Source organism: Parahaliea mediterranea (assembly GCF_003402235.1).
Lineage (GTDB): Bacteria > Pseudomonadota > Gammaproteobacteria > Pseudomonadales > Halieaceae > Parahaliea > Parahaliea mediterranea.
In genome coordinates this window covers 373,996-397,588 of the sequence record NZ_QEWO01000003.1, presented here as the reverse complement: position 1 = coordinate 397,588, position 23,593 = coordinate 373,996, and the positions used below count along the sequence as shown (strand labels likewise).

Genomic DNA, 23,593 nt, shown 5'->3' with positions numbered 1-23,593 from the left:
CCAGCGTTTTTTTTGAAGTGTGTCGGAAATCCACAGGCCAGGCAATTGGCGCAAGGGGGCCCCTGTGACCCGGTTCTCAGCTTTGCGCTGTGCAGCTAAAGGCGGCGGGTGGCCACGTTGTAGCATGCGGCCATGATCTATCAGCGCAGCATACCGGCCGACGAGCTGTTCTCCGCCCAGTTGGAGATGCTCATGCACAGCGGCCGCATCGCCACCATCACCGCCAATATGCTGGGGGTGCTGGCGACCCTGGTGCTGTTCTGGCAGTTTGTGGCGGTGAGCTGGCTGCTGGTGTGGGCCTGCGGGATGCTGATCATGCTGCTGGCGCGCTCACTGTTCATGAGCAATGCGCTGATGGAGCGGCGCTACGAGGAGCGGCCCCGGCGCACCTACTGGCAGTTGCTGGTGGGTGCGGCCATTACCGGGGCGGTGTGGTCATCGGCCTATATTGCCTCCACGTTTCTGGTGCCAGAGCCCATACAGCTGGTGTTCCTGCTGCTGATTTTCATGGTGATCACCCTGTCCATGGGGGTCACCCTGGCGCTGCGCGAATACTTTATTGCCCACCTGTTCACCTCGCTCTGGCCCATTGCCTGGTGGTGCCTGGCGCACTACTGGACGCAGGGCAACAATCTGTTGATCGGTCTGTTTACGCTGGCGGTGTGCGCGGTGCTGCTGGTGGTGAGCAACCGGGTCTATCTGTCGTTTCGCAATATGATCGCGCTGAACTGGGAGCGCGAAACCATGGCGCGGGAGCTGGGGGATTTGACCCGCTCCCTGCGCGAGCGCAATCGCCAACTGCGCGATGCGCGCCGCCAGCTGACAGACCTCGCCAACGTCGACGAGCTCACCGGCCTTGGCAATCGCCGGGTGGTGAACCAGGTGCTGCGGGATGAAATCAACCGTGCCCGGCGCAGCGGCGGCGAGCTGTCGGTGATCCTGCTGGATGTGGATTACTTCAAGCACTACAACGACACCTACGGCCACCCCGCCGGGGATGTGGTGCTGCAGCGCCTGGCGGATCTGATGCAGCGGGCCACGGCCCGCGCCGGCGAGGTGGTTACCCGCTACGGGGGCGAGGAGTTTTTGCTGATTTTGCCCGGCGCCGGCGAGCACTCGGCCCAGCGCACGGCGGAGCGTTTGAAGGAGTTGGTGCTGGCCGAGTGTATCCACCACGGCCAATCCGCGGTGTCGCCCTACATTACGGTGAGCCAAGGGGTGGTGGCGGTGCGCCCCGGCGCCAGCCTGGAGCCGGCGGACCTGATCAAGCTGGCGGACCAGACGCTGTACCAGGCCAAGGATGCCGGGCGCAATGCCATTGCCTTTGCGGCGGTGTAGGCGGCAAGGCCGGGTTTAGTCGTCCATCAGGTCTCGAAAGCGGTGGATCTGCCGGCGCTGTTTTTTGGTGGGGCGCTGCGCCGGGCGGTCGATCATGCCGCCGGCGGCTTTGCGGGCGGCGGCCTCGGCTTCGCGGCGGGCCACGGAATCGTCGGTTTCGCGGTACAGCTGCTGCGCCTCTGGCGCACCGCGGCGCTGGTCGGACAGGGCGATCACCTCCACGTCTTTCACATCCCAGCCCTGGCGAATCTGCAGCCGGTCGCCCACGTTGATCTCCCGCGAGACTTTGATCCGGTTACCGTCCAGCTGGACTTTACCGCCTTCGATGGCGGCCTTGGCCAGGCTGCGGGTTTTAAAAAAACGCGCCGCCCACAGCCATTTGTCCACGCGCACTTTTGCGGGCATCTCACTCATGGCGAGCGCACCGCGCCGGGCATGATTTCATCAAAGTGGTGAATGCCGGGGAAGCGGGTGTCGATGCGCTTCTGGCGCTGGCTGTCGGGCTGCAGCAGGGTCAGCAGGTGGGCAATGCCATAGGTCTGGGCGGCCTCCAGCACCGTTTCGGTGTCGTCGATCAGCAGGGTGCGCGCCGGGTTGAAGGGGTGGTGCTGCTGCAGGGCGTGCCAGAAGGCCTGCTCTTCCTTGGCCGCGGCCAGTTCGTGCGACACCACAATGCGGTGGAACCAGGGGGTGATGTCCACCTGTTCCATTTTGATATCCAGGGTTTTGCGGTGGGCGTTGGTGACCAGCAGCACCTCCCGGGCGCCGGCGCGCAGGGCGTCGAGAAATTCCGGCACATGGGGGCGCAGGCGCACCATGTGCTTCAGCTCGCGCTTGAGGGCGGGAATATCCAGGTCCAACTGCTCGCTCCAGTAGTCCACGCAATACCACTCCAGCGTGCCGCGGTTCTGGCTGATGCGCGCCATCAGGGCGTCGCTGGCTTCCTGCTCCGGCAGGTTGTTGCGCCGGGCATACTCCCGCGGGATGTGCTCGGTCCAGAAGAAGTTGTCGAAGTGCAGGTCCAGCAGGGTGCCGTCCATATCCAGCAGTACGGTGTCGATGCTGTCCCAGTCGATCATGGTGAAATCCGCTTGCGTCTGTGGTGGCAGGGGCTGCGTATTATGCCGATTTTTAGCCCTGAACGCAGGCCGCGTACTGCAGCGGCGGCGCTGGCTTGGGCGGTGCTGCGGGTATTCCGTCGTGTGGGGGCTGTCGTGTTGGGGGCAGGTTTTCAAGGGTATCAAGGGCATCGATGGCATCAATGGTATAGTGGCGCCATTGCCCTTCAGGAGCCGCCGTGACCGACCTGCACGATCTCATCCCCCCCCTGCTGGCGCTCTGTCACCGGGCGGGGCAGGCCATTTGCCGCCACTATCACGCGCCGGGGGATGTGGCGGTGGAGTCCAAGCAGGACGACTCCCCCCTGACCCGGGCCGACCTGGATTCTCATGTCATTCTGCGTGAAGGGCTCCAGGCGCTGGCCGGTGGCCTGCCGGTGCTGTCGGAGGAGTCCTCCCCCGAAACCAAGGCCCGGCGCCACGATTGGCCACGCTTCTGGCTGGTGGACCCACTGGATGGCACCAAGGAATTTGTGGCTGGCACTGGCGAGTTCACCGTTAATGTTGCCCTGATCGACCAGCACCGCCCGGTGCTGGGAGTGCTCTACCAGCCGCTGGCGCAGCTGGCCTACGTGGGCATTCCGCGCACCGGCGCCTGGCGCTACGGGCTGGCCGGTGACGGCCGCTGGCAGGGCGAGCCCATCCACACCCGCGCCCTGCGCCAGGGGCAGCCGCTGGCCGTGCTGGCCAGCCGCCGCCACCGTGGCGAGCGCCTGCGCAATGCCCTGGCCTGGCTGGAACAGGCCTGGGGGCCGCTGGAGCGCCACAACAGCGGCAGCGCGCTCAAGTTCTGTCACCTGGCGGAGGGCGAGGGCGACTTCTATCCCCGCTATTCTCCCTGCTGCGAATGGGACGTGGCCGCCGGGCAGGCCCTGGTGGAGGGCGCCGGTGGCGCGGTGCTCGGGCTGGACGGCGAACCCCTGCAATACAACCGCCGCGACACCCTGCTGAGCGCGCCTTTTTTGGCCATTGGCGCGCCGCAGCACACCCTGTGGCAGCGCTACCAGGCGGCGCTGTCGGAGTAGGGCGTGTTAGGGCGAAGACGCTTGGCGGTTGCGACAGGCCCTTGCGACAGCGCTTTGAAACAGGCCCTTGCTTGTCAGTGCAATCGAAGTGGGTATAGAGTGAGCGACTGTCCCGAGAGGTCTGGTTGTGGAGCGGTGCAATGAATATGAGAGAGCCCCCGGAAGGTGAAGGTGGCCGCGGGGAAGCTGCCAACGAGGTAATTACCCCCGCCATGCGGCTGCAGGACCTGGTGGCCCGTCACCGGGCGCTCGATCTACGCATTGACGAGATGTACAAATTTCCCTTCCAGAACCAGATTCTTCTGCAGCGCCTGAAAAAAGAAAAACTGCGCCTGAAAGACGCCATCGAGCGCCTGAAAGACGAACTGATCCCCGACCTGAACGCCTGACGCAGCGCCCGAGCGGCGCTGCGGGGCGGCCCAGCCGGGGCGCCAACTCATCCAGAGGGGAACCACCATGCGACCACTTCATTCACTGCTGTTGTGCGCCAGCCTGGCCACCAGCCTGCCGCTGGCGGCCCAGCAAGCCGAAGACGAACTGAAGGTGGCCATCAGCGCCCTGCCGGCGCCGCTGCACCTGCTACAGGGCCAGGGCGGCAATGTCATTGCCTCGGTGGGGGAGGACGGGGTGCTGATCATCGACGATGACTACACCAACTACGCCCCCGCCTATGCCGGGGTGCTGGACGGGCTGGCCGGCGGCGGCAAGGGTACGCCGCGCTTTGTGCTCAACACCCACTGGCACTTCGACCACACCGGCGGCAATGCCTACTGGGGCGAGCGCGGTGCGGTGATTGTGGCCCACGACAACGTGTATGCGCGCATGTCCACCCGCCAGGAAATGAAAGCCATGGATAGGGTGATGGAACCCAGCCCGCGCCCGGCGCTGCCGGTGGTCACCTACGCCGACGCCGTGGCCCTGCGCTTTAACGGTTCCACCATCGAGGCCCAGCACTATCCCCGAGGCCACACCGATGGCGACTCGGTGGTGTACTTTGCCGAGCAGAACGTGGTGCACATGGGCGATCACTTCTTCAAGGATCGCTTCCCCTTTGTGGACCTCGGCTCCGGCGGCAGCGTGCAGGGCTACCTGGCCAATGTACAGGCGGTACTTGAGCGCGTTGATGGCAAGACGGTGATTGTGCCCGGCCACGGCAGCCTGGCCAAAAAGGCCGACCTGCAACGCTATGCCGACATGCTCGAAGCCACCATTGGCATCGTCAGCGAGCGCCTGGAAGAGGGCGCCGACGTGGAAGAGATCATCACCCAGGGCCTGGGCCAGAAGTGGGAAAGCTGGGGCGCCGGCTTTATCGACGAGGCGCGCTGGATCAGGACCATTGCAGAGAGTGCTGGCTGAACCCTTCCAGGGCCAGCAATTGCTGCTTGATGGCCAGCCCGCCGGCGTAACCGGTGAGCTGGCCGTTGCTGCCGATCACCCGGTGGCAGGGCACAACAATCGGCAGGGGATTGCGGCCATTGGCCGCACCCACTGCGCGCACGGCCTTCTCGCGCCCCACTGAGCGGGCGATATCCCGGTAACTGCACACCGCCCCGTAGGGGATGTCCTCCAGTGCCCGCCACACCTGCTGTTGGAAGGGCGTTCCCCGGGGTGCCAGCGCCAGGCCAAAGCGGCGCCGCGTGCCGGCAAAGTACTCCGCAAGTTCCCGCGCCGCCTGTTGCAGCAGCGGGTCGGCGGCGTTGCCTATGGGGGGGTGATGGGTGCCGGCAAAGCGAATGGCGGCCAGGCCCTGGTTGCTGGCCTCAAGCTGCAGGGGGCCAATCGGGCTGTCGATGGTCAGGGTATTCACAGGCTTCTCCAGAGCAGGTTGGCGGCGTAGGCGCCAAAGGGCTGCCAGTGGCCGGCGGCGTCCTTGAGTTGGCGCCCGTTGTTGGGCAGTGCGTTCCAGGCCTTGATCAGGCCGAGGTCGCCGGCGGGGAAAACATCCGGCTCACCCAGGCCGCGCATGGCCACCATGGCCAGCGTCCAGGGGCCGATGCCGGGCAGGGCGGCAAGCGCCGGCAGCAGTGCATCCTCCGGGCAGTCATCCAGCAGCTGGCAGGCGGCGCGCAGGCTTTGCCGCCGCCGCGTGGGCATGGCAAAGGCCGTATCCGGCAGGGCGGCAATGGCTGCGGGTTCAGTGAAGTCCGCCGCACCGCAGGCGCTGGCCAGGCGGGCACAAACCGTTCGCGCCGCGCCAATGCTCACCTGCTGGCCAACAATGGCGCGCACGGTCGCCTCCGTCGGTGACCACACCACCGGCGAGCGAACGCCCGCAAAGCGCTGCAATAAAGTACCCAGGGCTGCATCGCGCCCCAGTACCTCGCCGATGGCGGCGGGGTTGGCGTCCAGGTCGAACATGCGGCGCACCCGCGCCACCAGCGGCATCAGGGGGATGGCCTGGGGGCTGTGTATCGTCAGCGTGAGCGCAGGTTGAGCGGGCGTGGGAGCCACCGAAAAGTGCAGCGGCTGGCCCTCCAGCATGGCCCGGCGCGCGTAGCGTTCGGGGCTGACGGTTTCGATGCCCTCAATGGCGTGGCGCGCGAAAAAGTCGATTACGCCGGCCCAGTCGTAGGGCGCGCGGTACTGCAGGTGCAGTTGTATGCCGCTGTCGCCGGTGGTGGCTCGGCGGCGCAGGGCGGTGGGGGCTACGCCGTAGCTGGCGCGAATGGCGCTGTTGAAGCGCCGCACGCTGCCAAAACCGGCGGCGAAGGCGATGTCGGTCATGGACAGTGCCGATTCCACCAGCAGTTGGCGGGCAAACAGCAGCCGGCGGTGCTGGGCCACCGCCTGTGGCGATACCCCGAGCTCACGCTGGAAGAGCTTGCGCAGGTAGCGCTCGCCCACCCCAAGCCGGTTGGCCAGTTGCTCCAGGGTGCCGCTGTTGAGCGCACCGCCCTGGATCAGCCCCAGCGCGCGGTTTACCGTGGTGCCGCTGCCGCGCCAGGCCGGGCTGCCGGGGGCGGCTTCCGGCCGGCAGCGCAGGCAGGGCCGAAAGCCCGCCGCGGCGGCCTGGCTGGCCTCGCGAAAATAGCGCACGTTTTTCTCCGCTGGCAGCCTGGCCGGGCAGATGGGGCGGCAGTAAATGCCCGTTGAGCGCACGCCAAGGAAGAACTCGCCGTCAAAGCGCGGGTCGCGCGACAGCCGCGCGCGGCGGCAGGTTTCCGGGTCCGGCAGGCTGCTGGTGGGCGGTGGCAATGGCTTGGTTGGGGTTTCCATGGCTGCACTATAGCCCCGGGGCGGTGTCGCCACTAGCCAGAATCGGCCCTGTATCGGTGCCGCGGGGCGTGTGTCGGTGCTGGTGTTGGTGCCGGTGCCGGTGCCGGGGTTGGTGCAGGGGTTGGTGAGGAGGCCTTCAGTTTGCCTTCAGCCGCTACTGGCAGGATACTGCCAGCACGCTAACAGGACGGCCGCCAGCCGCCACTCTGCCATGAACCTTGTCATCTACGCCGTTCCCTTTTTCATTCTGGCCATGCTGCTGGAACTGGCCTATGGCCTTGGCAGGCAGCGCAATACCTATCGCCTGAACGACAGTGTCAGCAGCCTGTTTCTGGGCACCCTCAGCCAGGCCCGGCGCTTTGTTACGCTGGGCGTGGGCGGCTACGTTTACTACCTGATCACCGATTATTTTTCGCTGCCGCTGATGGATGCCGGGCACTGGTTTACCTGGGGGCTGGCATTTGTGCTGTACGACTTCTGCTATTACTGGCTGCACCGCCTGGGCCACGAGCGCACTATTCTGTGGGCGGCCCATGTGGCCCACCACCAGAGCGAGGACTACAACCTGTCCACCGCCCTGCGCCAGACCAGCACCGGCTTTTTGCTGGGCTGGCTGTTCTACATTCCCATGTACCTGCTGGGTATTCCCGCCGAGGTGGTGGTAACGGTGGGCTCGCTCAACCTGATCTACCAGTTCTGGGTGCACACCGAGCATGTGCCCAAGTTGGGCTGGTACGAGTGGCTGTTTGTTACCCCGTCCAACCACCGGGTGCACCACGCCCAGAACGACCGCTATATGGATCGCAATTACGGCGGCGTGTTCATCCTGTGGGATCGCCTGTTCGGCACCTTTCAGGAGGAGCTTGACGACGACCCGCCCGTTTACGGTATCCGCGGCCCCCTGCGCAGCTTCAGCCCGGTCAAGGCGCTCACCCATATCTACGTGGATATGGCCCGCGACAGCTGGCGCGCGGCAAACTGGCGCGACAAATTGCGGGTGTGGCTGGCGCGCACGGGCTGGCGCCCGGCGGATGTGGAAGCCCGCTACCCCCGGGTGAAGAGCGACCTGTCCACCTTTCGCAAGTACGACCCGCCGGCCCGCGCCGGCGTTGCCGGGTATGCCTTCTTCCAGTTGCTGGCGGTGGTGGCGCTACTGAATTACATGCAGTCGGTGGAGCTGAGCTACGCCGCGGGGGTAACGCTGTGGGCACTGATGCTGGCAACCACCGCCGCCACCGCCCTGTGGCTGGATGGCCGCGCCGCGCTGGCCTGGGACGGCCTGCGCCTGCTGGCATTGGCCGGGGTGCTGGCGGCTGGCTGGCGGGCCGGTTTTGGTGCGCTGGCGCTGGTGGCGGGGCTCGCCTACTGGCTGGCGAACGCCCTGTTCCTGCTGTGGCTGGGGTTGCGCCTGCCTATGGGGTCTGAAGAGCCCGCGGCTCAAGTGTGACCTGCGCGCTGCCGTTATCCAGGTAGAGCACCCCGCCGGCAATTGCCAGGGACAGGCTGCAGTTGCGCTCCACCAGGGCGGCGGCCGCCTGCACATCCGCCCAGGGAAGTTGCAGCACGCTCACCCGGGAAAGACCGGTGATGTCTGCGCAGTTCTGCTTCCACCAGGTGTTGCTGCTTTTGCCGTAGCTCACCACACTCACCCGCCGCGCCACGCCGCTGGCCTTGCGCAGCCGCGCCGGCTCCGGTTGCCCCAGCTCAATCCAGTGTTCAATGTCGCCGCAGTCGCTGTGCTGCCAGAGGTCCGGCTCGTCAGTGGTCGACAGCCCCTTGGTAAAGGCGAGGTTTGGCGCGGCATACAGGCCAAAGGCCAGTACCCGGCTGGCCAGGCGCTCCAGGGTTTCCGAGGGGTGGCGTGCCAGGGTCAGGCTGAAGTCCTCGTAGTGATGGCGGTCGCTGTCGGCCAGGTTGAGCTGGACTTTATAAATAGTGGGCTTTAGGGCCATTGGGGTTCCTGATCCGTTGGCGGGGTGATGGGTGGCGGCCGCCGGTGTGTGCTGGGGCCCGGCGCCCGCGGCGTTCAGGCGCTGTGCCCTGGCTGTTGCGCTTGGGCGCTACTGAGGTGGGCCGCTGCGTGGGCGGCAAAGCCCGAGCCGGCCTGGGCGTACAGGTTGAAGGCCGAAATGCCGCTGTTTTCCAGCTCTTCGGCTTCTTCGGCAAAGCGCACCACGGCGGCGATGCGGCCTCGATAGCCCATATCCTCCAGCAGGCGGCCCACCAGTTTGTTCTCCTGGTGGTTGGTGAGCGCCAGCATGACCAGCTCCACCTGCTCCAGGTCAACCCGCTGCCAGAAGTCCGGGTCGGAGGCATCGGCGGCCACTACCCGGCGATTGGCGGCGCGGTGGGCGGCCAGTTTGCGGTCGTTGTCATCCACTCCCAGCACTTCGGGGCCGTACTGTTCGGCAATGGCCTCGTAGGCGCCGGTGCCGATGTTGCCCATGCCAAGCACGATCACCCGAGTGCCCCGGGTGTCGGGCCAGGTGGCGCGCACCCGCTCGGTTTCAAAGGCCTGCAGGCGGCCACACCAGCGCCGGTACAGGGGGTGAGAAAAGCGGTTCAACGGCGAGGCAATCAGGAAGCTCACCGCAATCGCCAGGGAGATGGCGCCAGACCACTGGGGCTCCATCCAGCCAGCGCTGGCGGCGACGGCCACCACAATCAAGCCGAACTCGCTGTAGTTGGCCAGCGACAGGGAGGCCAGCAGCGCGGTGCGCGGCGGGGTGTGCAGGCGGGTCATCAGCAGGAAGTACAGCGGCGGCTTGATCACCGCCAGCAGGCCGATCACCACCGCCAGCAGCATCATCTCGCGCTGGGGCCAGCCGTCCAGCCCGATGGACAGGAAGAAGCAGACCAGAAACAGGTCCTTGAATTGCAGCAGGGTGCGCGAGAGCTCCTTGGCCTTCTGGTGGCCGGCCAGCACGGCGCCAATCATCAGCGCGCCCAGGTCGCCCTTGATGCCGGTCAGCTCGAACACCTGGGCCCCGCCCAGGGCCAGGGTCAGGCCGAACAGGGTGAACAGCTCGCCGTGGCCGCTTAAGGTGAGCAGGCGCAGGATGACCCCGCGCAGGGGAATCAGCAGCAATAACAGCAGGGCCTCCGGCCCCGGCACCTTGCCGGCGGAGAAACCGAGAAAGACCACCGCCGCCAGATCCTGGATGATGAGGATGCCCACCGCCAGGCCGGCGTGGCGAGAGGCCATTTCGCCGCGCTCCTGCATTACCTGAATAACAAACACGGTGCTGGAGAAGGTGAGGGCGAAGGCCCCTACCAGACTGGCGCTGAAGCTGAGCTCCAGTGCCGGGAACAGCTGCCCGGCCAGGTAAAACACGCCGAGGAAGAACACCTGCATCAGGGCCATGTGGGCCAGGGTGGTGCCCCAGATGCGGGTCATCAGCAGGTCCTTCGGCTGCAGCTTGAGGCCGATGGTAAACAGCAGCAGGGTAATGCCCACCTCCGACAGGATGTGCAGAATATCGCCGCCGCCCACCTGCAGTTCGTGCAGTAAAAAGCCTGCCAGCAAATAGCCAATCAGCGCCGGCAGGCCAACCGCACGGCTGGCCATGCCGCAGGCCAGGGCAACAAGGATGATCAGTGGGTCAAGCATAGTGTCCGGGTCGCAGGTAATAGTGTCTGAGTCGCAGGTAATAGTGTCTGGGCCGCAGGTAAACGCAGGGCGGGATTATACCCACCATGGATGTCAGGTCATGGGGGTTACACACTGGGCTGGTGGCGCAGGGCCCACAGCACTCGCGCGCTGAGCAGGATGACGGCCAGGTCGATGGCCACCGGCAGGCTGGTGAGCGCCTGCCCGAGATGAACCAGAAACCACAGGTGCAGCGCGGGTACCACCACCGCCAGAAACAGGCTGAAGCGGGACTGGCCGAACAGGCCGACGCTTAATAACAGGTAGGCGGCGCCGATCAGGGCCACCAGCAGGTGGCCCTCATTCAGCGGGTTGAACCAGAGGGCGGCGACCTGCCAGGCGCCGCTGGCGGCAACCAGCAGGGCGGCCAGCTGGCGCATGTGGTGCAGGGTTCGGGTGAGCATGGGGTCTCCGCGCGGTTTCCGCGAATGTACCACAGCGGGCCGGACGCTGGACCGGTCGGCGCTTTTTGGCGTGGGCCCGCCCACCCGAAGGGGTTGCGAGCTGTTATTACAGGCTAGGGTTGCAGGCCAGTATTATCGGCTGGTGCTGCCGGTCAGGGCGTGGATGCCGGCGGCGCTGAGGCTGGCGCGGGCTTGGGCAGCAGGGGTTTGCGCACGATTGGCCACAGCAACTCCTCGGCCCAGTGCAGGCGCGGGGAAATGGGCAGGCCGTAGTTTTGCTGGCGGGCATTGGGGATTTTTGCCGTGCCAAACAGCACGTCAAACAGGAAAAACGTCACCGCGTAGTTGCCGTTGGGGTGGGCGCTGCGGCCGTAGGCGTGATGGGCGTGGTGCGTGTCCGGCAGGGTAATCACCCGCTCGATCAGCCACCAGGCACCCTGCAGGGGGGCGGGGGTGCGCTCGCGCAGCCACAGATCCCAGCGGAAGCTGGAGTGGGTGGCCAGGTTGACGAAGAAGGTAATCAACACCGCGGTGAAATACGCGGTGGTCTGGCCGAAGTACACGGCAAAGGCACCCATCCAGGTCTGGGGCAGCAGGAAGACCCAGAAGAAGTTGTAGCGATACACCACGCTCACGTTCAGGTGCTGGGCGCTGTGGTGGGTGCGGTGGATCTTCCACAGCCAGCGCCACTGGTGAGAGGCCCGGTGCAGCCAGTAGTGGGCCGCTTCCTCCACCAGGAAAATCACCGGGAAGGCGATCCAGAACGGTACTGTGGCAAGGCTGCCGGCGTGGTTGGGCCACAGCTGGATCACCAGCCAGCCGGCGAAGGTGCCGATCAGCGTGCCCGCCACCACCAGGTTGGAGAATAGGCCGAACAGCATAAAGCCGAAGTCCCGCAGGGGGCGTGGCGACAGGCCCAGCTGGCCCGCCAGCAGCTCCACGGCGAACAGCAGCAGGAAGCTGCCGAACACCACCAGGCCGACGATCTGAAAAATATCCATGGTTAATCTCTCTGCGGCGCCGGCGCCGACAGGCCGGCCAGTGAATAGTGAATGAAGTCGTCCAGGCGCCAGGCCAGCTCCTCGGGGGCGCTACCCAGTTCGCCGCTGCGGCGCTGGGTGTCCCACTCCGCCACCACTTGCACAATATGCCCACCCAGCAGGCGCAGGCGTTCCTGGCGAACGCGTGGCGGCAGGTGTGTCAATTGCGCTTCCGCCAGGGCGGAGACCTCGCGCAGCGCACCGGAGCGGGCGCGATTGCGCATGAACAGCTCCCGCCAGGGAGGGCGCGGCAGCAGCTGGGCCAGCAGGCTCAGGTAGTGAGTGTGTCCGGGGGGCTGCAGCAGCTCTTCCGCCAGCGGGCGAATCATCAGGTCCACCAGCTCCCGCAGGCTTGGTGTGGCCCCGGCCGCCTGGGCCCGGGCCAGTTGCTGTTCGCGGCGCCGGTTCACAGGCTCCACCCGGTAGTGGATGAGCGCCTCCACCAAACCCTCGAAGGAGCCAAAGTTGTAGTTCACCGCCGAATGGTTCTTCTGCCCGGCGCGGCGGGCAATCTCGCGGCTGGATACGCCGTCAATGCCCTGTTCGGCAATCAATTGCTCGGCGGTGTGCAACAGGGTGAGCGCCGAGGGGCTGGGTGCCTGGGCCGCCGTGGCGGGAGCGTGGTGGTCAGCGGGGGTTTCCATGGAAGGCAGGTTAAGACGCCTGACTTAATAAGTCAACTGTCTTAACTTGCCTTGAGCGGGCGCGCCTTACACCTGGGTCGATTGCCTGCGGCCCGCCTCAGCGATGGCGGGCCAGTTGCGCCTCCAGGCGGGCCTTCATGGGCAGCACCCAGCTCTCCTTGAGCTGGGGTGACAGCAGGCCCGCGTCCTCCAGTTCGTCGCACAGGTGCATCTGGTGGGCCAGGTCGAACATGTCGAACTGGCGGGCGATGCGGGCATCGTCATCCAGGGTGATGAAGGAGATGCCGGGGGTCTGGTAGTGGCTGCCGTCCGGGCGCTGGCCGGGGCCGCGGTTCAGCCAGTGGGTGACCAGGCGGTTGTCGCTGCCCACATACACACCTTCGTAGGGGAAGGTCCAGCCCTCCCAGCCGACCTGCATGTCACGGCCGTAGTGAGTGGCCTTGATCTCGTCGATGCCGCGGGCGGTCACTTCCATAACGCCGGCGTACTCGCAGGTGTAGATACAGTCGCGGGCGTAAAGCGCGTCCACAAAAAAGGTCCACTCGTTGCTGCGCGAGGCCTCGGCGTGGGCGTCAATCAGTTGCTGCGCGGTGGCGCGCAGCGTTGCATCACTCAATGCCATGGTGTGTCCTCTTGTTATAACCGTTGGCGGGTTCTGGCAGTCTAGGCGCCGCCGCCGGGCGCCACCATGCGTACTGTCTGGCAGGTTGAACTGGGCGCGCATTTGCTATCATCCGCCCCTGATTGATTTGCGAGTACCTGCCCATGCCCAAAACCGTCATCCTTCCCATGCTGGCCGACGGCGAGTTTCACTCGGGCCAGGCCCTGGCCGAGGCCCTGGGCGTGAGCCGCACGGCGGTGTGGAAGCAGCTGAACCGGCTGGAAGAACTGGGGCTGGAGCTGGAATCGGTGCGCGGGCTGGGCTATCGCATTCCAAGTGGCCTGGAATTGCTGGATGAAGCGGGTATTCGCGATGGCCTGTCGGAAACGGCGCGGGGGCTGCTGGGCGAACTGCAATTGCACGATACGCTGGATTCCACCAACGCCGAGGCGCTGCGGCGCATCGACGCCGGTGCCGCCCGTGGCCTGGTGTGCTCCGCCGAGCAGCAAACCGCCGGGCGCGGCCGTCGGGGCCGAGCCTGGGTCAGCCCCTTTGCCCGCAACATCTACCTCTCCCTCACCTGGGAATTTACCCAGGGGGCCGCTGCCCTGGAGGGCCTGAGCCTGGCCGTGGGGGTGGCTGCCTCCCGCGCCTTGGAGCAACTGGGCGTGCCCGACGTGCGGCTGAAGTGGCCCAACGATCTGCTCGCCCGTGGCGGCAAGCTCGGCGGTATCCTGCTGGAAATGGCCGGGGATGTGGCCGGCGCCTGCCAGGTAGTGGTGGGGGTGGGCCTCAACGTGCGCATGCCGGATGCCGCCGCGGGCGCCATCGACCAGGCCTGGTCAGACCTCGCCAGCCTCTGCGGCGGGCAGCCCCCGGGGCGCAATGCCCTGCTGGCGGCCCTGCTCAACGAACTGCTGCCGCTGCTGGCCGGGTTTGAAAAAACCGGCTTTGCCGCCTGGCGCGATGCCTGGATGCAGCGCGACGCCTATGCCGATACGCCGGTGGTGATCAGCAGTGGCGCCGAGCGCCAGATGGCCGGGGTGGCCCGGGGTGTGGACGAGCGCGGTGCCCTGCAACTGGAAACCACCGTGGGCATACAGTCCCTGTTTGGCGGTGAACTGTCGCTGAGGCCGCAGCAGTGAGCCTGCCGCAGACCTGCCTGCAACTCGACGTGGGCAACAGCAGCGCCAAGTGGCGCCTGCTGGCCGGGGCAGAGGTGGTCCAGCGCGGCCGCTACCGGGCGGACGATGCTGCCAGCCGCGCGGCGCTGCTGGGTTGTGCGCCGGCTCCGGCGGCCATCTGGGTATCCAGCGTGGCGGGCGAGGCGCCAAACCGGGCGCTGGCGGCCATGCTGATGGAGCGCTGGGGCGTGCAGCCCTGGTTTGCGGTAGCCGAGGCCGAAACCCTGGGCCTGCGCAACTGCTATGCCGAGCCGGCGCGGTTGGGGGTGGATCGCTGGCTGGCCATGCTCGGTGCCCGGGCGCTGAGTGACGGGCGTTTGTGTGTCGTGGATGCGGGCTCTGCCCTCACCATCGATTTTGTCGGCGCGGATGGGGGCCACGAGGGGGGCTACATCATTCCGGGCCCCGGCCTGATGGAGCGCGCACTGCTGCTCGATACCGACCGTGTGCGTTTCTGTGAGCCCGCCGAATACCGCCTGGCGCCGGGGGGCTCCACCGCCGAAGCTGTGCGCCACGGTATAGCCCTGGCCCAGGCCGGGGCCGTCGAGCTGGCGCTGGCGCGCTCCGCCGAACCTGTCGCGTTGGTGCTGACCGGCGGTGGTGGCCCTTGGCTGCATAGCCACCTGCATGCCCACCTACATGCCCGCCTGACCAAGGCGGCTACCCTGGCGCCCGATCTGGTGCTGGATGGCCTGCAACGCATGGCGGCGGCGCGGGCCGTCTGAAGCCCTTGCATCCGCGCTCCCGTGGATTAGAATGCGCCTCCTGTCGCGGGGCGCGTGGCCGGTGTAGCTCAGTTGGTAGAGCAGCGCATTCGTAATGCGAAGGTCGTAGGTTCGACTCCTATCTCCGGCACCATCCTGCGGCACGATCCTCCGGCACCCTTCTGTGTTGGCACCATTGTGTTGCATCCGTGCGGGGCATCTCCTATTATCCCCGCCTTTCCGGGGTGTCCGGGCTGGAAAGTGGCCAGATAAGGCTGGCGTAGCTCAGTAGGTAGAGCAGCTGATTTGTAATCAGCCGGTCGGGGGTTCGATTCCTCTCGCCAGCTCCATTTTCCACAACCTGCCATCCGCGCCGGAATGCCGGCAACAGCATAATAACCCGCTGCAAACAGGCGGCCCGGCTCCATCAGGGAGAGTGGCCAGCGTGCCGTCAGCCAATAGCCACTGAAAGTCGCAGCCATATTTGCAGTAATAACATTGCAGTACTACTAATAAAGGTATGCCGGGTTGGCGCAGTGTGATGCGCGAACGGTCGTTCGCAGGCCCTATACAGTTTCAAGCCCCCTCGAATCGCCGGATGTGCTGCGCGAACGGTTCCAGTCGCTGGGCTATCTTTACTTCCCCCAGGCCGTTGACGGCGACCTTTGCCAGTCCCTGCTCAATGCCATTCTCGAGAAGCTGCACCCGTACATTGCACGCACCGCCAGCGGCGCGCCGGTGCTGTATGGCGAGCCGTTTTTCGAAACCGATGCGGTGTGGGATGAGGTCTACCCCAAGGTGCAGCGGCTGGAGGCCTTCCACGGGTTCTTTCACCGCCCTGAGCTTTCGCGGCTGATGAGCCTGGTGGCGGGCGAGGACCACTTCGTCTACCCGATGAAAATGGCGCGCATCGCCACACCGCGCAAAATTGGCTACGAGACCCCGCCCCACCAGGATGCCTACTCTCACCACGCCGGCCCCACTATGGCGGGCATCTGGGTTGCCCTGCACGATGTGGATGATTCCATGGGGCGGGTGACGGTGCTGCCGCGCTCCCATCGCGACGGCGTGCGACCGGTGTTCCAGGCCGAGGGCGTGGGAGGGGTGCAGTGCGAAATCTATCCTCACGAAACCGAGTGGCACGTGTCCGACTACCAGCGCGGCGACGTGCTGATCTTCCATTCCGCCACCGTGCACAAAGCCGAGCCCAATACCGCGGCCGACAAGGTGCGCATCAGTGTCGACACCCGCTTTTGCGACTTCGGCGCGCCGGTCTTCTCCACCAACCTGGAGCCCCACCACGGCTGGCGCATTCCGGGGCTCGACTGGGACAGCATCTACCGCGACTGGCAAAGCCGCGAGCATCAATATTACTGGCGGAGCTACCCCAACCTGTTCTGAGTGGGCCAGCCGGTGGTGAGGCTGCCTGTTGCGAGAGCCGCTATGCTGGCCCGCCCGGGTAGCACATGTGATAGTGGCCAGTCGGTGGCCCTTTGGTGACAATGCCACCTTCCTTTTACTTCATAACAACTATTCCCTAACAACGGCGGAGCAAACCCTATGACGGCAGACGTATCAACAGACCAACTGGTGCTGGTGGACATCAGCGACAGCGTTGCCCTGGTCACCCTGAACCGGCCCCAGGCCTACAACGCCCTGTCCCACGCGATGACCGCGGCGATTATCGACGCCTTCACCGCGCTGTCCGCCGATGATGCCGTGCGAGCCATTGTGCTCACCGGCAAGGGCAAGGCCTTCACCGCCGGGGTGGATCTCAAGGAGATGGGGGCGGATGGTGGCAAGTCGATGAATGCCGATAACCTTGGCACCGATGCGCCGCTGGTGCGGGCACTGTCTGACTGCAGCAAGCCAATTATCGGTGCCATCAACGGCTTTGCGGTGACCGGTGGCTTCGAACTGGCCCTGGCCTGCGACTATCTCTACGCCGCCGAGTCCGCCCGCTTTGCCGACACCCACGCCCGGGTCGGGCTGGTGCCGGGCTGGGGCTTATCGCAAAAATTGCCGCGCCTGGTGGGCATCAACCGGGCCCGTGAAATCAGCTTCACCGGCAACTACTTCAGTGCCCAGCAAGCCCTGGATTGGGGGCTTGTGAACTGTGTCTGCAAGGACGACGAGCTGGTTGAGAAGGCCCTGGCCTCCGCCCGCGATATCGCCGACACCCAGCCCGAGGCCCTGCGCCGTATCCGCGACCTGATGAACGAGGGCTGGGAGATGGACCTCGGTAGCGCGCTGCAAATCGAGGGTGAGCGCTCCGGCGCCTATAACTCCACCGTTAGCTTCGCCGAGATGGAACAGCGCCTGGCCGAGTTGAAGGCGCGCGGGCGGCGTCAGTAGTCGTATCTTTTGCCGCTGCCTTGCGCGCGGGCAGGTGAAACAGCGGCGCCGGGGTGTGGCGTGGGCTGCGGCTGTTGTCCTGGGCGGGGCGAAAGGCCTCTGGATGCTCCGCCAGTAATCGGGCTTCAAAACGCTGCCAGCGGCGCAGGATCTTGCGCCGGGCAAAGCGCCGGGAATACAGCGCCAGGGGAATCCAGTCGGCGCAGCCTATATTGTCGAAGATCACGCAGCGCAGGGCGCTGCCGTTGTCACTGCGCTGCAAAGCGATATTGCGCGGCTTGATGGTCATGGTCAGCACGCCGTGGCGCAGCAGGTAGGCGCGCAGCTGCGCCAGTGCCGCTGGCAGGGCCTGGCGGTAGCGATCCAGCGTGGCGGGGGTGGTCAGGCAGGCCTCCAGTGACACCGAGGTGCTGCCATCAGCATCCCGCACGCGGTCAAACACGGCGCCAGGCCCACGGTCAGTGGTGCAGACGCCGTGAAACCGGGGCAGCAGGGACCAGTCTGTCAGCCGCCCCTGGAGGTGGCGGTAATAGGCCTGCTCGCGCTGGGATTCAGTCTGGTCGCCATTGTGTACAACCTTTATGCACAGCGCTGGATCCCGCGGATGCCGGTAGCAGGCGCGGTGCAGTCCTCTTCCAATGAGCAGATCGTCGTCAAGATGCAGCAATTGAACTCCAAACAGCCAAATTCCTTCGTTCAGGGACGATTATAGGTTGACGCGCCCCGGTGCTGGTGTGAATAATGCCGCCCGCGTCGCCGACCCCCGGTTGCAGCGCTGCCGGAAGCCTTGTTTTTGCGGGATTTTCCTGTCGCCGGCCTGCAGCGAATTCAGGGGTATTAATTGGTTGACAAGGCTGGGCGGCGTCTGGACAATATGCCGCCTTCTGGGAGGGGTTCCCGAGTGGCCAAAGGGATCAGACTGTAAATCTGACGCGAAAGCTTCGGTGGTTCGAATCCACCCCCCTCCACCAAGATTGTGATTGAAATCAATCCAAAGCGCCTGGCGGTTTGAGTGATTTCAAAGTGGCTTGGAAGTCCGCGCAGCGCGCGGCAGGGTCGGATTTTGCCGGCTCGTTGGGAAGTGTGGCGGGTATAGTTCAATGGTAGAACCTCAGCCTTCCAAGCTGATGATGCGGGTTCGATTCCCGCTACCCGCTCCAGTTGGTTGTGAAAGGCTCATATAGCTCAGTCGGTAGAGCACTTCCTTGGTAAGGAAGAGGTCACCGGTTCAAATCCGGTTATGAGCTCCACACCCCTTCTATTTATAGGGTGTGCAACCTGCAAGTTTACAAGTGGTGCGTTTCAACTGCGTGGCATAGGCCGCCGTGATAGGAGACCGTCGTAATGGCAAAGGAAAAGTTTGAACGTAGTAAGCCCCACGTCAACGTGGGCACCATTGGTCACGTTGACCATGGTAAAACTACCCTGACCGCGGCCCTGACCCGCGTGTGCTCAGAGACCTGGGGCGGCTCAGCCGTTGCCTTTGACGGTATCGACAACGCACCGGAAGAGAAAGAGCGCGGCATCACCATCGCGACCTCCCACGTTGAGTACGACTCCCCGAGCCGTCACTACGCACACGTTGACTGCCCCGGGCACGCCGACTACGTGAAGAACATGATCACCGGTGCGGCGCAGATGGACGGCGCGATCCTGGTGTGTGGCGCCACCGACGGCCCCATGCCCCAGACCCGCGAGCACATCCTGCTGTCCCGTCAGGTGGGTGTTCCCTACATCGTGGTATTCCTGAACAAGGCCGACCTGCTGGCAGAAGACTGCGGCGGTGCGGACTCCGAGGAATACGAAGAGATGAAAGAACTGGTTGAAATGGAGCTGCGCGAGCTGCTGGACCAGTACGAATTTCCGGGCGACGACACCCCGATCATCTGCGGCTCTGCCCTGATGGCCCTGAACGGTGAAGACGAGAATGGCCTGGGCACCACCGCCGTGAAGACCCTGGTTGAGACCCTGGACAGCTACATTCCGGAGCCCGAGCGCGCCATCGACCAGGCCTTCCTGATGCCGGTAGAAGACGTGTTCTCCATCTCCGGCCGCGGCACCGTGGTCACCGGTCGTGTAGAGCGTGGCATCATCAAGGTGGGTGACGAGATCGAGATCGTCGGTATCAAAGACACCCAGAAGACCACCTGCACCGGTGTTGAGATGTTCCGCAAGCTGCTGGACGAAGGTCGTGCGGGCGAGAACGTGGGCATCCTGCTGCGTGGCACCAAGCGTGAAGAAGTGGAGCGCGGCCAGGTACTGGCGATTCCGGGTTCCGTGACGCCGCACACCAAGTTCGAGGCCGAGGTTTACGTACTGTCCAAGGACGAAGGTGGCCGCCACACCCCGTTCTTCAAGGGCTACCGTCCGCAGTTCTACTTCCGCACCACCGACGTGACCGGCTCCTGCGAGCTGCCCGAAGGTGTTGAGATGGTCATGCCGGGCGACAACATCCAGATGGTTGTTACCCTGATTGCCCCGATCGCCATGGAAGATGGTCTGCGCTTCGCGATTCGCGAAGGCGGCCGCACCGTTGGCGCCGGCGTTGTCGCCAAAGTCATCGAGTAAATCTCGATACAGGGGTGGGCCCAGGGCCCGCCCCGTTTTGCAACCAAGCCGAACCGCTGAGCAGGCAGTTCGGCTTCGTTGTCTGAAATTGAAAAAGGTTCAGTTTTAGGCCAGTAGCTCAATTGGCAGAGCAGCGGTCTCCAAAACCGCAGGTTGGGGGTTCGATTCCCTCCTGGCCTGCCATTATGGCAGGGGGCGCCGCCAGTGCGCGGCAGCCCACAGATAGGATTGTTTGATGAGTGTGGAAACCACCGCAAGCCGCTTTGACGCGCTGAAGTGGATTGTCGTCTTCGCCCTGCTGGCTGTGGGCGTGGTCGGCAACAGCTATTTCTCTGGCGAGTCGCTGCTGTACCGGGTGCTGGCACTGGTGGCGCTGGCGGCGGTAGCCGGCTTTGTGGCGCTGCAAACCGCCAAGGGCGCGGCGTTCTGGTCACTGGTCAAGGGATCGCGAACCGAAATTCGCAAAGTCGTCTGGCCCACTCGCCAGGAGACAGTGCAGACCACCATGATTGTGGTCATTTTTGTCGTTGTAGTGGCACTGATGCTCTGGGGGCTTGATTCCCTGCTGGGCTGGCTGGTGTCGCTGGCGATTGGATAGCGAGACGGGAAGGCTTAGCCGATGGCAATGCGTTGGTACGTGGTTCACGCCTATTCAGGCTACGAGAAGAAAGTGGCGTCTGCGCTGAAGGAGCGAATTGAGCTTCACAGCATGCAGGACCGTTTCGGTGAAGTGCTGGTTCCCACCGAAGAAGTGGTGGAGATGCGTGCCGGCCAGAAGCGCAAAAGCGAGCGCAAGTTCTTCCCCGGCTATGTGCTGGTGCAGATGGAGCTGGACGATGACACCTGGCACCTGGTGAAGGAAACTCCCCGGGTGATGGGCTTTATTGGCGGCAAGGCGGATGCGCCGGCGCCAATCACCGAAGCCGAGGCCGCTGCCATTTTGCAGCGCGTGGAGCAGGGCGTGGAAGCGCCGCGTCCCAAGACGCTGTTCGAGCCGGGCGAGATGGTGCGTGTTATCGATGGCCCCTTCAACGACTTCAATGGCGTTGTGGAAGAGGTCAACTACGAGAAAAACCGCCTCAATGTGGCGGTGCTGATCTTTGGTCGTTCCACCCCGGTGGAGCTGGAGTTCAGTCAAGTCGAGAAGGCCTAGGGCTTAAAGCGTTAGCGTCTTCTGATGTAAACCGGCGGCCCAGGTCGCCACAATGGGGAGCCCGCGTACCGGGCGGTAGTCACCGACAGGTACAACGGCGTTTGCACCCGGGAGAGTCAACATGGCAAAGAAAGTAGAAGCTTATATCAAGCTGCAGGTGCCGGCTGGCCAGGCCAACCCGAGCCCGCCCGTGGGCCCGGCGCTGGGTCAGCACGGCGTGAACATCATGGAATTCTGCAAGGCGTTCAACGCCGAGACTCAGGGCGTTGAGCCCGGTCTGCCGATTCCGGTGGTGATCACCGTATACAGCGACCGTTCCTTCACCTTCATCAAGAAGACCCCGCCCGCTGCGGTTCTGCTGCGCAAGGTCGCCAAGATCAAGAAAGGTTCCGGTACTCCCAACACCCACAAAGTGGGCAAGGTTACCCGCGCCCAGCTGGAAGAGGTTGCCACCCAGAAGTGGCCTGACCTGACCGCCGCCGACATGGACGCCGCCGTGCGCACCATCGCTGGCAGTGCGCGTTCCGCCGGTATCGAAGTAGAGGGGGTTAATTGATGGCCAAGCTGTCCAAGCGCGTACGCGCATTCAAGGAAAAAGTCGATCCGCGCAAGGCGTACTCCCTGGAAGAGGCCGTTGGCCTGCTGAAGGAATTCGCCACCGCCAAATTCAGCGAAACCGTTGAAGTGGCCGTGAACCTCGGCGTTGACGCCCGTAAATCCGACCAGGCTGTTCGCGGCGCAACCACGCTGCCCTTCGGCACTGGCTCTGATGTGCGCGTTGCCGTGTTCACCCAGGGCGAGAACGCCGACAAGGCCCAGGCCGCTGGTGCCGACTTCGTTGGCATGGAAGACCTGGCCGAGCAGATCAAGGGCGGCATGATGGACTTCGACGTGGTTGTAGCCTCTCCGGACGCCATGCGCGTTGTCGGTCAGCTGGGTCAGGTACTGGGCCCCCGCGGCCTGATGCCGAACCCGAAAACCGGCACCGTGACCCCGGACGTTGAAACCGCGGTCAAGAACGCCAAGGCCGGTCAGATGCGCTACCGCACCGACAAGAACGGCATCATCCACGGCGGCATCGGCAAGATCAGCTTTGAGCTGGATGCCATCAAGGGCAACCTTGAAGCTGTGCTGGCTGACCTGAAAAAAGCCAAGCCCGCGGCCGCCAAGGGCGTTTACCTGAAGAAAATCACTCTGTCCACCACCATGGGCCCGGGTGTTACCGTCGACACCGCTTCCGTCGACGCGTAAGCAGTAATGATCGGGCGGCCCTCACAAGGGGGCGCCCCTCAGGCTTTCCAGGGATGGAGAGTCAGTGGACCGGCCAGGCGCCCAAGCGGTGCCAACCGGTCAACTTTGAGGTCTTTGGAACAGGCTGTGGCCACGTCGAGAGACGGGCCTGATTAGCTGAGAACTGAAGGCCATCAAAGACCGTAGGTGGTGTTGCGAGCACGCTGTTCACAGCTTAACGCAGCGCCTTAATTGCGATCAAGGCGGGGAGGCGGTTTGTTCCCGCGCTGTTCAAAACCTACGCAGATGGTGGATACGTTCACCACGCAAAGCGGCAGTGCCATAGGTTTGGCGTTGCTTAACTTAGTCATCCAGGAGTAATACCAGTGGCAATTGGACTCGAAGACAAGAAAGCGATCGTAGCTGAAGTTAACGAGACTGCCACCAGTGCACTGTCCCTGGTTATCGCCGATGCACGTGGCGTGACCGTGGACGGGATGACAGCCCTGCGTGCCAGCGCGCGCGAAAATGCAGTGACCCTCCGCGTTGTGCGGAACACACTGGCCAAGCGCGCTCTGGAAGGTACTGACTACGAGTGTGTCAACGACGCACTGGTGGGTCCGTCCCTGTTCGGTTTCTCCATGGAGGATCCGGGTGCAGCGGCTCGACTCTTTAAGGACTTCGCCAAAACGAACGACAAGTTCGAGGTGAAAGCACTGGCGGTGAGCGGCCAAATGCTGGGTGCAGAACAGTTGGATGTTCTGGCTAAGTTGCCTACGCGTGATCAAGCACTCTCTATGCTGATGAGTGTCATGAAGGCGCCGGCAACCAAGCTGGTACAGACAATGAACGAAGTACCTGGAAAATTGGTTCGCACGCTGGCAGCAGTACGCGATCAGAAAGAGGCGGCGTAAATCGCTGCCGAGTGAATTTCACTCAGCTAACTTTTTTATTCACAGCTAATTGGAGAAATGAGTCATGGCTCTGTCTAAAGACGACATTTTGAATGCAATCGCTGAAATGAGCGTAATGGAAATCGTTGAGCTCATCGAAGCAATGGAAGAGAAGTTCGGTGTAACTGCGGCGGCAGCCGTAGCTGCTGCTCCGGCTGCCGCTGCTGGCGACGCCGGCGCTGCTGCCGAAGAGAAGACCGATTTTGACGTAGTCCTGGCTTCTGCCGGTGACAAGAAAGTGAACGTCATCAAGGTTGTTCGCGCAGTAACCGGCCTGGGCCTGAAAGAAGCCAAGGCACTGGTCGACGGCGCTCCTTCCCCCGTCAAGGAAGGTGCTTCCAAGGAAGAAGCCGAAGACATCAAGAAGCAGCTGGAAGAAGCCGGCGGCACCGTCGAGCTCAAGTAAGCTCG

General features: G+C 64.2%; 27 protein-coding genes and 6 tRNA genes. 22 read left to right on the top strand and 11 right to left on the bottom strand.

The features are described 5' to 3' along the window. Nucleotides 1–132 precede the first annotated feature (132 nt). Nucleotides 133–1,338, top strand: a complete 1,206-nt coding sequence (locus tag DDZ17_RS11270; RefSeq protein WP_116366862.1) for a GGDEF domain-containing protein — start codon at nucleotides 133–135, stop codon at nucleotides 1,336–1,338. A 15-nt stretch (nucleotides 1,339–1,353) separates the two neighbouring features. Here the strand turns inward: DDZ17_RS11270 and DDZ17_RS11265 are convergent, their stop codons facing one another. Both DDZ17_RS11265 and yrfG read right to left on the bottom strand, forming a co-directional pair. Beyond that, complete coding sequence (locus tag DDZ17_RS11265; protein WP_116366860.1) at nucleotides 1,354–1,752, bottom strand: RNA-binding S4 domain-containing protein; 399 nt, start codon at nucleotides 1,750–1,752, stop codon at nucleotides 1,354–1,356. Continuing rightward, nucleotides 1,749–2,417: a GMP/IMP nucleotidase gene (gene yrfG, locus DDZ17_RS11260; RefSeq protein ID WP_116366858.1), complete on the bottom strand. Its 669-nt coding sequence runs from the start codon at nucleotides 2,415–2,417 to the stop codon at nucleotides 1,749–1,751. Before yrfG ends, DDZ17_RS11265 begins: the two co-directional genes overlap by 4 nt. A gap of 218 nt (nucleotides 2,418–2,635) precedes the next feature. Between yrfG and cysQ the strand changes: the two genes are divergently transcribed. From cysQ to DDZ17_RS11245, 3 genes are all read left to right on the top strand, one after another. Then, on the top strand, nucleotides 2,636–3,481 hold the full coding sequence (gene cysQ, locus DDZ17_RS11255; protein WP_116366857.1) for a 3'(2'),5'-bisphosphate nucleotidase CysQ: 846 nt from the start codon (nucleotides 2,636–2,638) through the stop codon (nucleotides 3,479–3,481). Between the two features lie 140 nt (nucleotides 3,482–3,621). Further along, nucleotides 3,622–3,870: a YdcH family protein gene (locus DDZ17_RS11250; protein ID WP_241505860.1), complete on the top strand. Its 249-nt coding sequence runs from the start codon at nucleotides 3,622–3,624 to the stop codon at nucleotides 3,868–3,870. A 67-nt stretch (nucleotides 3,871–3,937) separates the two neighbouring features. Continuing rightward, on the top strand, nucleotides 3,938–4,837 hold the full coding sequence (locus DDZ17_RS11245) for an MBL fold metallo-hydrolase (protein ID WP_116366855.1): 900 nt from the start codon (nucleotides 3,938–3,940) through the stop codon (nucleotides 4,835–4,837). Here DDZ17_RS11245 and DDZ17_RS11240 read toward each other — a convergent pair. After that, nucleotides 4,809–5,288 carry a methylated-DNA--[protein]-cysteine S-methyltransferase gene (locus tag DDZ17_RS11240; RefSeq protein WP_421910186.1) on the bottom strand — a complete coding sequence of 160 codons (480 nt, stop codon included), beginning with the start codon at nucleotides 5,286–5,288 and terminating at the stop codon, nucleotides 4,809–4,811. The two genes, DDZ17_RS11245 and DDZ17_RS11240, sit on opposite strands and share 29 nt — an antisense overlap. Then, complete coding sequence (locus DDZ17_RS11235) at nucleotides 5,285–6,697, bottom strand: AlkA N-terminal domain-containing protein (protein WP_116366853.1); 1,413 nt, start codon at nucleotides 6,695–6,697, stop codon at nucleotides 5,285–5,287. The genes DDZ17_RS11240 and DDZ17_RS11235 overlap by 4 nt, the downstream gene beginning before the upstream one ends. Before the next feature lie 211 nt (nucleotides 6,698–6,908). Here DDZ17_RS11235 and DDZ17_RS11230 point away from each other — a divergent pair, with 211 nt between their 5' ends. Next, a complete protein-coding gene (locus tag DDZ17_RS11230; RefSeq protein ID WP_116366851.1) occupies nucleotides 6,909–8,144 on the top strand; it encodes a sterol desaturase family protein in 1,236 nt (411 codons plus the stop codon). Here the strand turns inward: DDZ17_RS11230 and DDZ17_RS11225 are convergent. The 6 genes from DDZ17_RS11225 to DDZ17_RS11200 form a co-directional block, all read right to left on the bottom strand. Further along, on the bottom strand, nucleotides 8,110–8,649 hold the full coding sequence (locus DDZ17_RS11225) for a YaeQ family protein (RefSeq protein ID WP_116366849.1): 540 nt from the start codon (nucleotides 8,647–8,649) through the stop codon (nucleotides 8,110–8,112). The two genes, DDZ17_RS11230 and DDZ17_RS11225, sit on opposite strands and share 35 nt — an antisense overlap. Before the next feature lie 74 nt (nucleotides 8,650–8,723). Beyond that, the gene (locus tag DDZ17_RS11220; RefSeq protein WP_116366847.1) at nucleotides 8,724–10,307 is read right to left on the bottom strand and encodes a cation:proton antiporter family protein; all 1,584 of its coding nucleotides are present in this window, start codon (nucleotides 10,305–10,307) and stop codon (nucleotides 8,724–8,726) included. A gap of 107 nt (nucleotides 10,308–10,414) precedes the next feature. Beyond that, nucleotides 10,415–10,750 carry a hypothetical protein gene (locus tag DDZ17_RS11215; RefSeq protein ID WP_116366845.1) on the bottom strand — a complete coding sequence of 112 codons (336 nt, stop codon included), beginning with the start codon at nucleotides 10,748–10,750 and terminating at the stop codon, nucleotides 10,415–10,417. Between the two features lie 152 nt (nucleotides 10,751–10,902). After that, nucleotides 10,903–11,751: a sterol desaturase family protein gene (locus DDZ17_RS11210; protein WP_116366844.1), complete on the bottom strand. Its 849-nt coding sequence runs from the start codon at nucleotides 11,749–11,751 to the stop codon at nucleotides 10,903–10,905. A 2-nt stretch (nucleotides 11,752–11,753) separates the two neighbouring features. Further along, nucleotides 11,754–12,434 carry a TetR/AcrR family transcriptional regulator gene (locus tag DDZ17_RS11205; protein WP_116366842.1) on the bottom strand — a complete coding sequence of 227 codons (681 nt, stop codon included), beginning with the start codon at nucleotides 12,432–12,434 and terminating at the stop codon, nucleotides 11,754–11,756. Between the two features lie 97 nt (nucleotides 12,435–12,531). Beyond that, a complete protein-coding gene (locus DDZ17_RS11200) occupies nucleotides 12,532–13,056 on the bottom strand; it encodes a nuclear transport factor 2 family protein (protein ID WP_116366840.1) in 525 nt (174 codons plus the stop codon). Between the two features lie 143 nt (nucleotides 13,057–13,199). On the opposite strand from DDZ17_RS11200, the gene birA reads away from it, so the two are divergent. The 6 genes from birA to DDZ17_RS11170 all read left to right on the top strand — a co-directional run bounded on the left by birA (nucleotide 13,200) and on the right by DDZ17_RS11170 (nucleotide 17,278). Continuing rightward, nucleotides 13,200–14,180: a bifunctional biotin--[acetyl-CoA-carboxylase] ligase/biotin operon repressor BirA gene (gene birA / locus DDZ17_RS11195; protein ID WP_116367261.1), complete on the top strand. Its 981-nt coding sequence runs from the start codon at nucleotides 13,200–13,202 to the stop codon at nucleotides 14,178–14,180. Beyond that, nucleotides 14,177–14,944 (top strand): type III pantothenate kinase, encoded by a 768-nt coding sequence (locus tag DDZ17_RS11190; RefSeq protein ID WP_241505859.1) that lies wholly within the window; start codon nucleotides 14,177–14,179, stop codon nucleotides 14,942–14,944. Before birA ends, DDZ17_RS11190 begins: the two co-directional genes overlap by 4 nt. 57 nt (nucleotides 14,945–15,001) lie before the next feature. Next, nucleotides 15,002–15,077: transfer RNA gene (locus DDZ17_RS11185), tRNA-Thr, on the top strand. Nucleotides 15,078–15,197: 120 nt separating this feature from the next. Next, a tRNA-Thr gene (locus tag DDZ17_RS11180) sits at nucleotides 15,198–15,273 on the top strand. Between the two features lie 250 nt (nucleotides 15,274–15,523). Next, complete coding sequence (locus DDZ17_RS11175; RefSeq protein ID WP_241505858.1) at nucleotides 15,524–16,324, top strand: phytanoyl-CoA dioxygenase family protein; 801 nt, start codon at nucleotides 15,524–15,526, stop codon at nucleotides 16,322–16,324. A gap of 159 nt (nucleotides 16,325–16,483) precedes the next feature. Then, nucleotides 16,484–17,278 carry an enoyl-CoA hydratase gene (locus DDZ17_RS11170; RefSeq protein ID WP_116366836.1) on the top strand — a complete coding sequence of 265 codons (795 nt, stop codon included), beginning with the start codon at nucleotides 16,484–16,486 and terminating at the stop codon, nucleotides 17,276–17,278. Here DDZ17_RS11170 and DDZ17_RS11165 read toward each other — a convergent pair. Beyond that, a complete protein-coding gene (locus DDZ17_RS11165; RefSeq protein WP_157976580.1) occupies nucleotides 17,217–17,945 on the bottom strand; it encodes a YrbL family protein in 729 nt (242 codons plus the stop codon). The two genes, DDZ17_RS11170 and DDZ17_RS11165, sit on opposite strands and share 62 nt — an antisense overlap. 220 nt (nucleotides 17,946–18,165) lie before the next feature. Between DDZ17_RS11165 and DDZ17_RS11160 the strand changes: the two genes are divergently transcribed. From DDZ17_RS11160 to rplL, 11 genes are all read left to right on the top strand, one after another. Beyond that, nucleotides 18,166–18,249: transfer RNA gene (locus tag DDZ17_RS11160), tRNA-Tyr, on the top strand. A gap of 115 nt (nucleotides 18,250–18,364) precedes the next feature. Continuing rightward, nucleotides 18,365–18,438 (top strand) — tRNA-Gly (locus DDZ17_RS11155). A gap of 14 nt (nucleotides 18,439–18,452) precedes the next feature. After that, a tRNA-Thr gene (locus DDZ17_RS11150) sits at nucleotides 18,453–18,528 on the top strand. A gap of 94 nt (nucleotides 18,529–18,622) precedes the next feature. After that, nucleotides 18,623–19,846 (top strand): elongation factor Tu, encoded by a 1,224-nt coding sequence (gene tuf, locus DDZ17_RS11145; RefSeq protein ID WP_116366783.1) that lies wholly within the window; start codon nucleotides 18,623–18,625, stop codon nucleotides 19,844–19,846. Between the two features lie 107 nt (nucleotides 19,847–19,953). Then, nucleotides 19,954–20,029, top strand: a tRNA-Trp gene (locus DDZ17_RS11140). A gap of 52 nt (nucleotides 20,030–20,081) precedes the next feature. Next, nucleotides 20,082–20,444, top strand: a complete 363-nt coding sequence (gene secE, locus DDZ17_RS11135) for a preprotein translocase subunit SecE (RefSeq protein ID WP_116366832.1) — start codon at nucleotides 20,082–20,084, stop codon at nucleotides 20,442–20,444. A gap of 21 nt (nucleotides 20,445–20,465) precedes the next feature. Continuing rightward, entirely contained in the window at nucleotides 20,466–20,999 is a 534-nt protein-coding gene (gene nusG / locus DDZ17_RS11130; RefSeq protein ID WP_116366830.1) for a transcription termination/antitermination protein NusG, read from the top strand. 121 nt (nucleotides 21,000–21,120) lie between these two features. After that, nucleotides 21,121–21,555, top strand: a complete 435-nt coding sequence (gene rplK / locus DDZ17_RS11125; RefSeq protein WP_116366829.1) for a 50S ribosomal protein L11 — start codon at nucleotides 21,121–21,123, stop codon at nucleotides 21,553–21,555. Further along, the gene (gene rplA / locus DDZ17_RS11120; protein WP_116366827.1) at nucleotides 21,555–22,250 is read left to right on the top strand and encodes a 50S ribosomal protein L1; all 696 of its coding nucleotides are present in this window, start codon (nucleotides 21,555–21,557) and stop codon (nucleotides 22,248–22,250) included. The genes rplK and rplA overlap by 1 nt, the downstream gene beginning before the upstream one ends. A gap of 365 nt (nucleotides 22,251–22,615) precedes the next feature. Beyond that, complete coding sequence (gene rplJ, locus DDZ17_RS11115) at nucleotides 22,616–23,143, top strand: 50S ribosomal protein L10 (protein ID WP_116366825.1); 528 nt, start codon at nucleotides 22,616–22,618, stop codon at nucleotides 23,141–23,143. Between the two features lie 64 nt (nucleotides 23,144–23,207). After that, a complete protein-coding gene (gene rplL / locus DDZ17_RS11110) occupies nucleotides 23,208–23,588 on the top strand; it encodes a 50S ribosomal protein L7/L12 (protein ID WP_116366823.1) in 381 nt (126 codons plus the stop codon). The last annotated feature ends 5 nt before the right edge of the window (nucleotides 23,589–23,593 follow it).

Bases quoted from the DNA above. Each gene is read 5' to 3' on its own strand.
- DDZ17_RS11270 (WP_116366862.1), top strand. From the start codon at position 133: ATGATCTATCAGCGCAGCATACCGGCCGACGAGCTGTTCTCCGCCCAG.
- DDZ17_RS11265 (WP_116366860.1), bottom strand. From the start codon at position 1,752: ATGAGTGAGATGCCCGCAAAAGTGCGCGTGGACAAATGGCTGTGGGCG.
- yrfG (WP_116366858.1), bottom strand. From the start codon at position 2,417: ATGATCGACTGGGACAGCATCGACACCGTACTGCTGGATATGGACGGC.
- DDZ17_RS11250 (WP_241505860.1), top strand. From the start codon at position 3,622: ATGAATATGAGAGAGCCCCCGGAAGGTGAAGGTGGCCGCGGGGAAGCT.
- DDZ17_RS11245 (WP_116366855.1), top strand. From the start codon at position 3,938: ATGCGACCACTTCATTCACTGCTGTTGTGCGCCAGCCTGGCCACCAGC.
- DDZ17_RS11235 (WP_116366853.1), bottom strand. From the start codon at position 6,697: ATGGAAACCCCAACCAAGCCATTGCCACCGCCCACCAGCAGCCTGCCG.
- DDZ17_RS11230 (WP_116366851.1), top strand. From the start codon at position 6,909: ATGAACCTTGTCATCTACGCCGTTCCCTTTTTCATTCTGGCCATGCTG.
- DDZ17_RS11225 (WP_116366849.1), bottom strand. From the start codon at position 8,649: ATGGCCCTAAAGCCCACTATTTATAAAGTCCAGCTCAACCTGGCCGAC.
- DDZ17_RS11220 (WP_116366847.1), bottom strand. From the start codon at position 10,307: ATGCTTGACCCACTGATCATCCTTGTTGCCCTGGCCTGCGGCATGGCC.
- DDZ17_RS11215 (WP_116366845.1), bottom strand. From the start codon at position 10,750: ATGCTCACCCGAACCCTGCACCACATGCGCCAGCTGGCCGCCCTGCTG.
- DDZ17_RS11210 (WP_116366844.1), bottom strand. From the start codon at position 11,751: ATGGATATTTTTCAGATCGTCGGCCTGGTGGTGTTCGGCAGCTTCCTG.
- DDZ17_RS11205 (WP_116366842.1), bottom strand. From the start codon at position 12,434: ATGGAAACCCCCGCTGACCACCACGCTCCCGCCACGGCGGCCCAGGCA.
- DDZ17_RS11200 (WP_116366840.1), bottom strand. From the start codon at position 13,056: ATGGCATTGAGTGATGCAACGCTGCGCGCCACCGCGCAGCAACTGATT.
- birA (WP_116367261.1), top strand. From the start codon at position 13,200: ATGCCCAAAACCGTCATCCTTCCCATGCTGGCCGACGGCGAGTTTCAC.
- DDZ17_RS11170 (WP_116366836.1), top strand. From the start codon at position 16,484: ATGACGGCAGACGTATCAACAGACCAACTGGTGCTGGTGGACATCAGC.
- tuf (WP_116366783.1), top strand. From the start codon at position 18,623: ATGGCAAAGGAAAAGTTTGAACGTAGTAAGCCCCACGTCAACGTGGGC.
- secE (WP_116366832.1), top strand. From the start codon at position 20,082: ATGAGTGTGGAAACCACCGCAAGCCGCTTTGACGCGCTGAAGTGGATT.
- nusG (WP_116366830.1), top strand. From the start codon at position 20,466: ATGGCAATGCGTTGGTACGTGGTTCACGCCTATTCAGGCTACGAGAAG.
- rplK (WP_116366829.1), top strand. From the start codon at position 21,121: ATGGCAAAGAAAGTAGAAGCTTATATCAAGCTGCAGGTGCCGGCTGGC.
- rplA (WP_116366827.1), top strand. From the start codon at position 21,555: ATGGCCAAGCTGTCCAAGCGCGTACGCGCATTCAAGGAAAAAGTCGAT.
- rplL (WP_116366823.1), top strand. From the start codon at position 23,208: ATGGCTCTGTCTAAAGACGACATTTTGAATGCAATCGCTGAAATGAGC.